Here is a 7,284-nt window from a genome sequence, read left to right as displayed (position 1 = left end):
TTTTTTTATTCTGATTAGAATTATGCTTCGATAATTGATTCTGTTGGACAAACTGCTTCGCAAGCCCCCACAGTCAATACATACGTCTGCATCAATTGAGTAGATATCTCCTTCAGAAATACATTCTACTGGACATTCAGCAGCACAAGATCCACAAGCGATACAAGTATCAAGAATTTTACGTGGCATACGTGATAACCTCCCTATTAAATAACTCCTTTTTATTATAACATATGCTAGCAAATCCTGTAATCCCTATGCATTAATTCTATAAAAAACAGGATTAAAATCAGCAAAAATAAGTCGAGATTTTTCATTCTAATCTCTTTTATTATAAAAAATCGTATTCCCTGATTAGAGGATAGAAGGTTACGTCGAGAATAAGGAGAAGAACGCTAGAATGAAAGAAAAGATAGTTGTTAGATTGTGAAATAAAAATTTTTTCTAAAATATTGTAAAAATTTCGACAAAAGGGTATTATATAGGTGGTATAGAGGAGGTAATAACGTGGAAAATAACATCTCATTACAATCAATTAATGCAATTCGAACATTAGGTATTGACGCTATCAATAAGGCGAAATCAGGACATCCTGGTGTTGTGTTAGGGGCAGCACCGATGGCTTACACATTATTTACACAGCATTTAAATGCAAATCCAAGTAATAGTAATTGGTTTAATCGTGACCGTTTTGTGTTAGCGGCAGGACATGGTTCAATGTTACTTTATTCATTACTACATTTATCAGGATATAGTGTGAGCATGGATGACATTAAACAATTCCGTCAGTGGGATTCAAAAACACCAGGACATCCTGAGTATGGTCATACAGATGGAATTGATGCTACAAGTGGACCGCTTGGACAAGGAATTCCAATGGCAATCGGAATGGCATTAGCAGAAAAGTATTTAGCAAGCCGTTATAATAAAGAAGGTTACTCGTTAATCGATCATTACAACTTTGTAATTTGTGGTGATGGAGATTTAATGGAAGGGGTAACAAGTGAAGCATCATCACTTGCTGGACATTTAGGGCTTGGAAAAGTGGTTGTGTTATATGATTCAAATGACATTTGTTTAGATGGAGATTTAACACAAAGCTTTACAGAAGATGTTTTAAAGCGTTATGAATCTTATGGTTGGCATATTCAACGTGTTGAAGATGGAAATGATGTTGAAGCCATCAATAAAGCAATCGAATGTGCGAAACAAACAACAGATAAACCGTCAATTATTGAAGTGAAAACAGTCATTGGATATGGTTCAAAACTTCAAGGAACAAATGCAGTTCATGGTGCACCTCTTGGTGATGAGGACGGGGCGTATGCTAAATCACAATATGGATGGAATCATGAGCCATTTACGGTACCAGCTGAAGTTTATCATCATTTTAATGAAACAATTAAAGAACGTGGACAAGTTGCTAATAAGATGTGGGATGAATTATTTGCAGGTTACTCAAAAGCTTATCCAGAATTAGCAGAAGAGTTAACAAAGGCAATGAATAATGAATTAGTAGTTGATTTAAAAGACGTGATGCCAACTTATGAAACAGGGCATTCTGCAGCTACACGTGATACAAACAATGAAGCAATTAATGCTATTGCTTCGGCGATTCCTTATTTCTTAGGGGGATCTGCTGACCTTTCTCATTCAAATAAAACAAATATTAAAAATGGTGGAGATTTCTCTAAAGTAACACCAGATGGACGCAATATTTATTTCGGAGTTCGTGAGTTTGCGATGGCTTCGATTTTAAATGGGATGGCATTACACGGTGGAGTTCGCGTATTCGGTGGAACATTCTTCGTATTCTGCGACTATTTAAAACCAGCAATGCGTATGGCTGCCTTAATGGGATTACCAGTTACTTACGTTTTAACGCATGACTCAATTGCAGTAGGTGAAGATGGTCCAACACATGAACCAATCGAGCAATTAGCTATGTTACGTACGATTCCTAACTTCTCAGTCATTCGTCCAGCAGATGCAACTGAAACAGCAGCAGCCTGGCGTTTAGCTGTTGAATCTAAAAATACACCAACGGCGTTAATTTTAACTCGTCAAAATTTAACAACAATGGCTCATACATCATATGAAGGTGTAAGTAAAGGGGCTTACGTCGTAAGTGAAGCAGCTAAAGAAATGGATGGAATCTTAATTGCAACAGGTTCTGAGGTTAATTTAGCGGTTGAAGCACAAGAAAAATTAGCAAGTGAAGGAATTTATGTACGTGTTGTAAGTATGCCATCAATGGATTTATTTGAAAAACAATCAAAAGAATACCGTGAAAGCATTCTTCCAAAACAGGTAACAAAACGTATGTCAATTGAAATGGGAGCAACTTATGGATGGCATAAATATGTAGGCTTTGATGGAGTTGTCATGGGAATTGATCGTTTTGGAGCTTCTGCACCAGCTAATAAAGTTATTGAAGCTTATGGATTTACAGCAGAAAATGTTGTGTCATTATTCAAAGAAATGGCGTAATTTTTAAATTTAAATAAAAAGGGAAAGTTTTGGTCAAAGCCAAGCTTTCTTTTTTTTGTTCAGAGTGAAATTTAGGTTAAAAACACATATAAAAGAATATGAAAATTTGTTATAATTAGGTAAAACTTTTGGGGAGGATGAGGGATGAGTCTTACACTAGAGGTGCAAATTTCCATTGTTTTGATGATGAGTCTTTTTTTTATACTGATTACACTCATGAATCAAATTAAAGAACGTGAATCACTTAAGCAGTTAATAATTGTTCAATCTAAAATAATACTAGGAATCGGCTTGTTTTTAATGAGTTTAGTCTTTTTAAATAGTTATTATTATTTGATTTCTTCAGTGATTTGCTATGTTTTGAAAATATCACCCGTTTATATGAGTTCCGCTTCATTTGAAACAGTTTTAATCGAGAAATGGTTTGTGATTATATGTACGGTTTTAATGGCCTTTGTCATCAATGTAGCATTAGCTTATTATACAAGGTTTAAACATTTATTTATTGCACCATTTGAAATGATTATATTCACGACTGTGATGATGACTCTTTTACAACAAAGTTCACTCTCAATTTCGAGCCAAATTATGATGATGGCAGTAGTATTAGGAATGGTCATGAGTATAGCACCTTCAATCACCTCAAAGCTTTGTAAAGGGGAATTAGAAGGTCGTACAACACTTGGGTTATTTCATTACCTAGATAACTGGCTCTGTATTGGGGCAGGAAATTTATTTGGTAAGTGTCATTTATCAACTGAGGACTTTGTTGAAAACTCAAATTTTAAACGAATACTTAAAAAAGGATTTAGTGGCGTGACGTTCTTTTTAATCATAACAACAGTTTTATTAACTTTTATCGCCTATTTTCAAGGCTATCATGAACAGACAAGATTAGTGATTTTGAATCAATTGATTGTTGAAGGTATTGGGTTGCAAGTGATTAATGTTTTAATTCTTTTAATGGGAATCGGGTGTTTTTATGGGTTTTATCGATTAATCATCAGTGTATATCCCGTTTATTTATCCTTTTTTGAAAAAATAATTCCGACTGCCTATTTTGCAACGGATTGGTTTTATCAACTTCAACATTGTCGGTATGTTGGGTTAATTGGGTTTATTAGTAGTTATGTGGCTGCGCTTGTCACCTTAATGTATCTGAGTTTTTATCAAGTAACTGAGATTGTGATGCCAGAGTTAGTGTCTATTGGATTGATTGGAGTTTTAGTTAGTAAAATGGCAAATCAGGTAAATGGAGTTAAAGGGACACTGATTGCTTCATTTATGAATGGAATTTTATTAACCGTTATCCCAACGCTTTCATTACATTTTTTAAAAGCGCTACAATTAGAAGGAAGTTTTAGGTCACTAGACACGTTCTTTATTTCACAATTACTTGACAGATTGTTCATATTCTAGTATAAATTGAATATAGTATTGGACTATTCAATTGTAAAAATGTTTGGAGGAAGTAATATGTTATATACTAACTGGGTATTTTGGGTTTGGATTATTGTAGCTATTTTAATTGGTGCAATTATTGGATTCTTTGTTGCTCAAAAACAATTAAAAAAATATTTACAAAAAAACCCACCTATTAATGAAGAGGTTGTTCGTACAATGATGATGCAAATGGGACGTACACCATCTCAAAAACAAATTAACCAAGTGATGAAATCAATTAATCAAAATATGAAATAAAACAAAAAGCGTATGAAAACATACGCTTTTTATGATGATAAATGTAAGAAAAGACGCCTTTCAGGGCGTCTTTTTAAAATTAAAATTGTTGTTTAGAACACATGTATTCATTTACAACTAAATCTAATTCTTGACTTTTTGCTACTGTCAATTCATGTACCATTCCAAATGTTTTTACGAGTTCGTGTAATTCAGCCTTAATGGTTGTAATACGATTATAAATGTCTTTAGAATTATTGAAATTCATCGGTTCTGAACATGAAATAGTTTTCAAGATGATTCCCCCTAGGTATTTTTGAATATAATGTAATAGTGTTTAAAATGAGACTTTATTTTCAGTTCCATTTAAAATACGTTTATAGTTCGGGATGTGCTTAATAATAATCATTGCAGCAAATAAGGTAAACATAATTTTGGCTGTTAAGTCATAATGTCCAAACCAAACAATTAATACTGCGGCAATTGAGATAATAGTTGAAGATAAAGAGACCATTTTCCATATCTTTAATGAAATGACAAAGATAATAAAGAGTGTGATAAATAAAAGAGGTGAATAGAATAAAATGATTCCTGCACTTGTTGCAACAGCTTTTCCACCTTTGAAGTTAGCAAAAATAGGGTAAATATGTCCGATTAAAGCAAACATCGAAATAATTAAGGGATGGATCGTAGCTCCTAAGTACATGGCTGCTAAAACAGCTAACCCACCTTTTAACACATCAAGAATAAAGACAATGGTCCCCCCTTTTTTTCCAAGAACTCGGAAGGCATTCGTTGACCCTAGGTTACCAGAACCATATTGACGAATATCTTTTTGATAAAATGTTTTTCCAATTACAAGCGCTGAAGGAAATGATCCTAGCAAGTAAGCGGCAATAATTAGTATGAAGTTAATCATTTAAATCCTCCTTTTTTGCAGAATTATTATAGCATAGACTCCGATAATATTAGTGAAATTTACAAAAAAAATATAAAAAACTTCTTTTTCGACATATTTCACGCTATAATTCATACTTTAATTAATGTATAATACAGTTATTTTGAATAGATTTGGAATTAAAATTTATAAATTAGTCTTATAATGTCTAATAACATCTTTTAATCTTCGAGAAAATCTTTTAAAATGAGATAATGGAAAGGGAAAGGAGTGTTATGATGTCGACGCACTTAAATTATAATGAAGACTCAATACAAGTACTCGAAGGACTAGAAGCAGTCCGTAAAAGACCAGGGATGTATATTGGTTCAACTGACAGTCGCGGGTTACATCATCTTGTCTATGAAATTGTAGATAATGCCATTGACGAAGTTTTAGCCGGATATGGTGATCATATAAAAGTAACAATTCATGAAAATAATAGCATCAGTGTACAAGATTCTGGGCGAGGAGTTCCAACTGGAATGCATAAATCAGGAAAGCCGACACCAGAAGTTATTTTTACTGTCTTACATGCAGGTGGAAAGTTTGGAACAGGTGGATATAAAACATCTGGAGGATTACACGGGGTAGGGGCAAGTGTTGTAAATGCCCTATCTGAGTGGGTTGAAGTGACAATCAAACGTGATGGGAATGTATATCGTCAACGTTTTGAGAATGGTGGGCATCCTGTTACAGGTCTTGATATCATTGGTAAAAGTAAAGAAACAGGAACATTAGTAAGCTTCAAACCAGATCCTGAAATTTTCTCAACAACAGTTTATTCATTTGATATTTTAAGTGAACGATTACGTGAATCAGCATTTCTTTTAAAAGGATTAAAAATTGAGTTAATCGATTTAAGAAACGATAAAGAAGAAACATTTTACTATGAAGATGGAATTAAATCATTTGTTAGTTATTTAAACGAAGGAAAAGATACCCTTCATGATGTAGTTTATTTCGAGGGAGAAAGCCAAGAGATTGAAGTTGATTTTGCTTTCCAATATTCTGGAAGTTATTCAGAAAATATTTTATCTTTCGTTAATAATGTTCGGACTAAAGATGGTGGAACTCATGAAACAGGAGCTAAAGCTGTCTTAACTCGTATTTTTAATGACTATGCGAGACGTAATGGATTACTTAAAGAAAAAGAGAAAAATTTAGAAGGTGCAGACATTCGTGAAGGGTTAGCGGCCATCGTTTCAGTTCGAATTCCTGAAAATTTATTACAATTTGAAGGACAAACAAAGGCGAAACTTGGAACGCCAGAGGCTCGTTCAGCGGTAGATAATGTGATTGCAGAAAAATTAACATTTTTCTTTGAAGAAAATGGAGCTGTTGCGACACAATTAATTAAAAAAGCGATTAAAGCAGCTCAAGTCCGTGAAGCAGCGCGTAAAGCGCGAGAAGATGCTCGTAGTGGAAAAACGAAAAAGAAAAAAGAAACGAATCTTTCAGGAAAGTTAACGCCAGCTCAAACGAAAAATCCTCAGAAAAATGAGTTATTCTTAGTCGAAGGGGATTCAGCGGGTGGATCAGCGAAACTAGGTCGTAACCGTGCCTTCCAAGCAATTTTACCTCTACGTGGTAAGGTCATCAATACTGAAAAAGCAAAGATGGAAGATATCTTTAAAAATGAGGAAATTAATACGATGATTTATACCATCGGTGCAGGTGTAGGAGCGAATTTTGAATTAAGTGATGTCAATTATGATAAAGTCATCATTATGACCGATGCTGATACCGATGGGGCGCATATTCAGGTATTATTACTAACATTCTTCTTCCGATACATGCGTGAATTAGTTGAAGCGGGTAAAGTTTACATTGCATTGCCACCGCTTTATAAAGTGTCTAAAGGACAAGGAAAAAAGCAAGTGGTTGAGTATGCATGGACAGACGAAGAGTTAGGAAGCGTTATTGCGAAAGTCGGAAAAGGCTACACGTTACAACGTTACAAAGGTCTTGGAGAAATGAACGCGGATCAATTATGGGATACAACTATGAATCCTGAAACACGTACGTTAATTCAAGTCAGTATTGAAGATGCGGCAGATGCCGATCATCGCGTAACCACGTTAATGGGAGATAAAGTTGAGCCACGTCGTGAATGGATCGAGCAAAATGTCGATTTTACGATGGAAGATGATTATGATATAGAGAGGGTGTAATTT

At 34.4% G+C, this 7,284-nt stretch carries 7 protein-coding genes; 4 read left to right on the top strand and 3 right to left on the bottom strand.

All coding sequences use genetic code 11. The annotated features are described in order from the left end of the window. The coding region (locus HMPREF9402_RS14205; protein ID WP_238526660.1) for a DUF362 domain-containing protein at positions 1 to 189 on the bottom strand (189 nt) is incomplete at its 3' end. A gap of 318 nt (positions 190 to 507) precedes the next feature. On the opposite strand from HMPREF9402_RS14205, the gene tkt reads away from it, so the two are divergent. The 3 genes from tkt to HMPREF9402_RS08750 all read left to right on the top strand — a co-directional run bounded on the left by tkt (position 508) and on the right by HMPREF9402_RS08750 (position 4,191). Further along, positions 508 to 2,490 carry a transketolase gene (tkt, locus tag HMPREF9402_RS08760; protein ID WP_009607151.1) on the top strand — a complete coding sequence of 661 codons (1,983 nt, stop codon included), beginning with the start codon at positions 508 to 510 and terminating at the stop codon, positions 2,488 to 2,490. A 144-nt stretch (positions 2,491 to 2,634) separates the two neighbouring features. Then, a complete protein-coding gene (locus HMPREF9402_RS08755; protein WP_009607144.1) occupies positions 2,635 to 3,909 on the top strand; it encodes a PTS transporter subunit IIC in 1,275 nt (424 codons plus the stop codon). Between the two features lie 57 nt (positions 3,910 to 3,966). Continuing rightward, entirely contained in the window at positions 3,967 to 4,191 is a 225-nt protein-coding gene (locus HMPREF9402_RS08750) for a YneF family protein (RefSeq protein ID WP_006785326.1), read from the top strand. A gap of 79 nt (positions 4,192 to 4,270) precedes the next feature. Here HMPREF9402_RS08750 and HMPREF9402_RS08745 read toward each other — a convergent pair whose 3' ends face one another. Then, positions 4,271 to 4,465 (bottom strand): aspartyl-phosphate phosphatase Spo0E family protein, encoded by a 195-nt coding sequence (locus tag HMPREF9402_RS08745; protein WP_006785327.1) that lies wholly within the window; start codon positions 4,463 to 4,465, stop codon positions 4,271 to 4,273. Between the two features lie 42 nt (positions 4,466 to 4,507). Next, entirely contained in the window at positions 4,508 to 5,089 is a 582-nt protein-coding gene (gene plsY, locus HMPREF9402_RS08740; RefSeq protein WP_006785328.1) for a glycerol-3-phosphate 1-O-acyltransferase PlsY, read from the bottom strand. Between the two features lie 257 nt (positions 5,090 to 5,346). Between plsY and parE the strand changes: the two genes are divergently transcribed. Then, positions 5,347 to 7,281, top strand: coding sequence for a DNA topoisomerase IV subunit B (gene parE / locus HMPREF9402_RS08735; protein ID WP_009607136.1), 1,935 nt, complete (start codon positions 5,347 to 5,349; stop codon positions 7,279 to 7,281). Positions 7,282 to 7,284 lie beyond the last annotated feature (3 nt).

The organism is Turicibacter sp. HGF1 (assembly GCF_000191865.1).
Lineage (GTDB): Bacteria > Bacillota_I > Bacilli_A > MOL361 > Turicibacteraceae > Turicibacter > Turicibacter sanguinis.
This window is presented reverse-complemented; position numbering and strand designations above follow the sequence as displayed.

What these genes read in the sequence shown, in the direction of transcription:
- HMPREF9402_RS08755 (WP_009607144.1), top strand. Translation starts at nt 2,635, where the DNA reads ATGAGTCTTACACTAGAGGTGCAAATTTCCATTGTTTTGATGATGAGT.
- HMPREF9402_RS08750 (WP_006785326.1), top strand. Translation starts at nt 3,967, where the DNA reads ATGTTATATACTAACTGGGTATTTTGGGTTTGGATTATTGTAGCTATT.
- plsY (WP_006785328.1), bottom strand. Translation starts at nt 5,089, where the DNA reads ATGATTAACTTCATACTAATTATTGCCGCTTACTTGCTAGGATCATTT.
- parE (WP_009607136.1), top strand. Translation starts at nt 5,347, where the DNA reads ATGTCGACGCACTTAAATTATAATGAAGACTCAATACAAGTACTCGAA.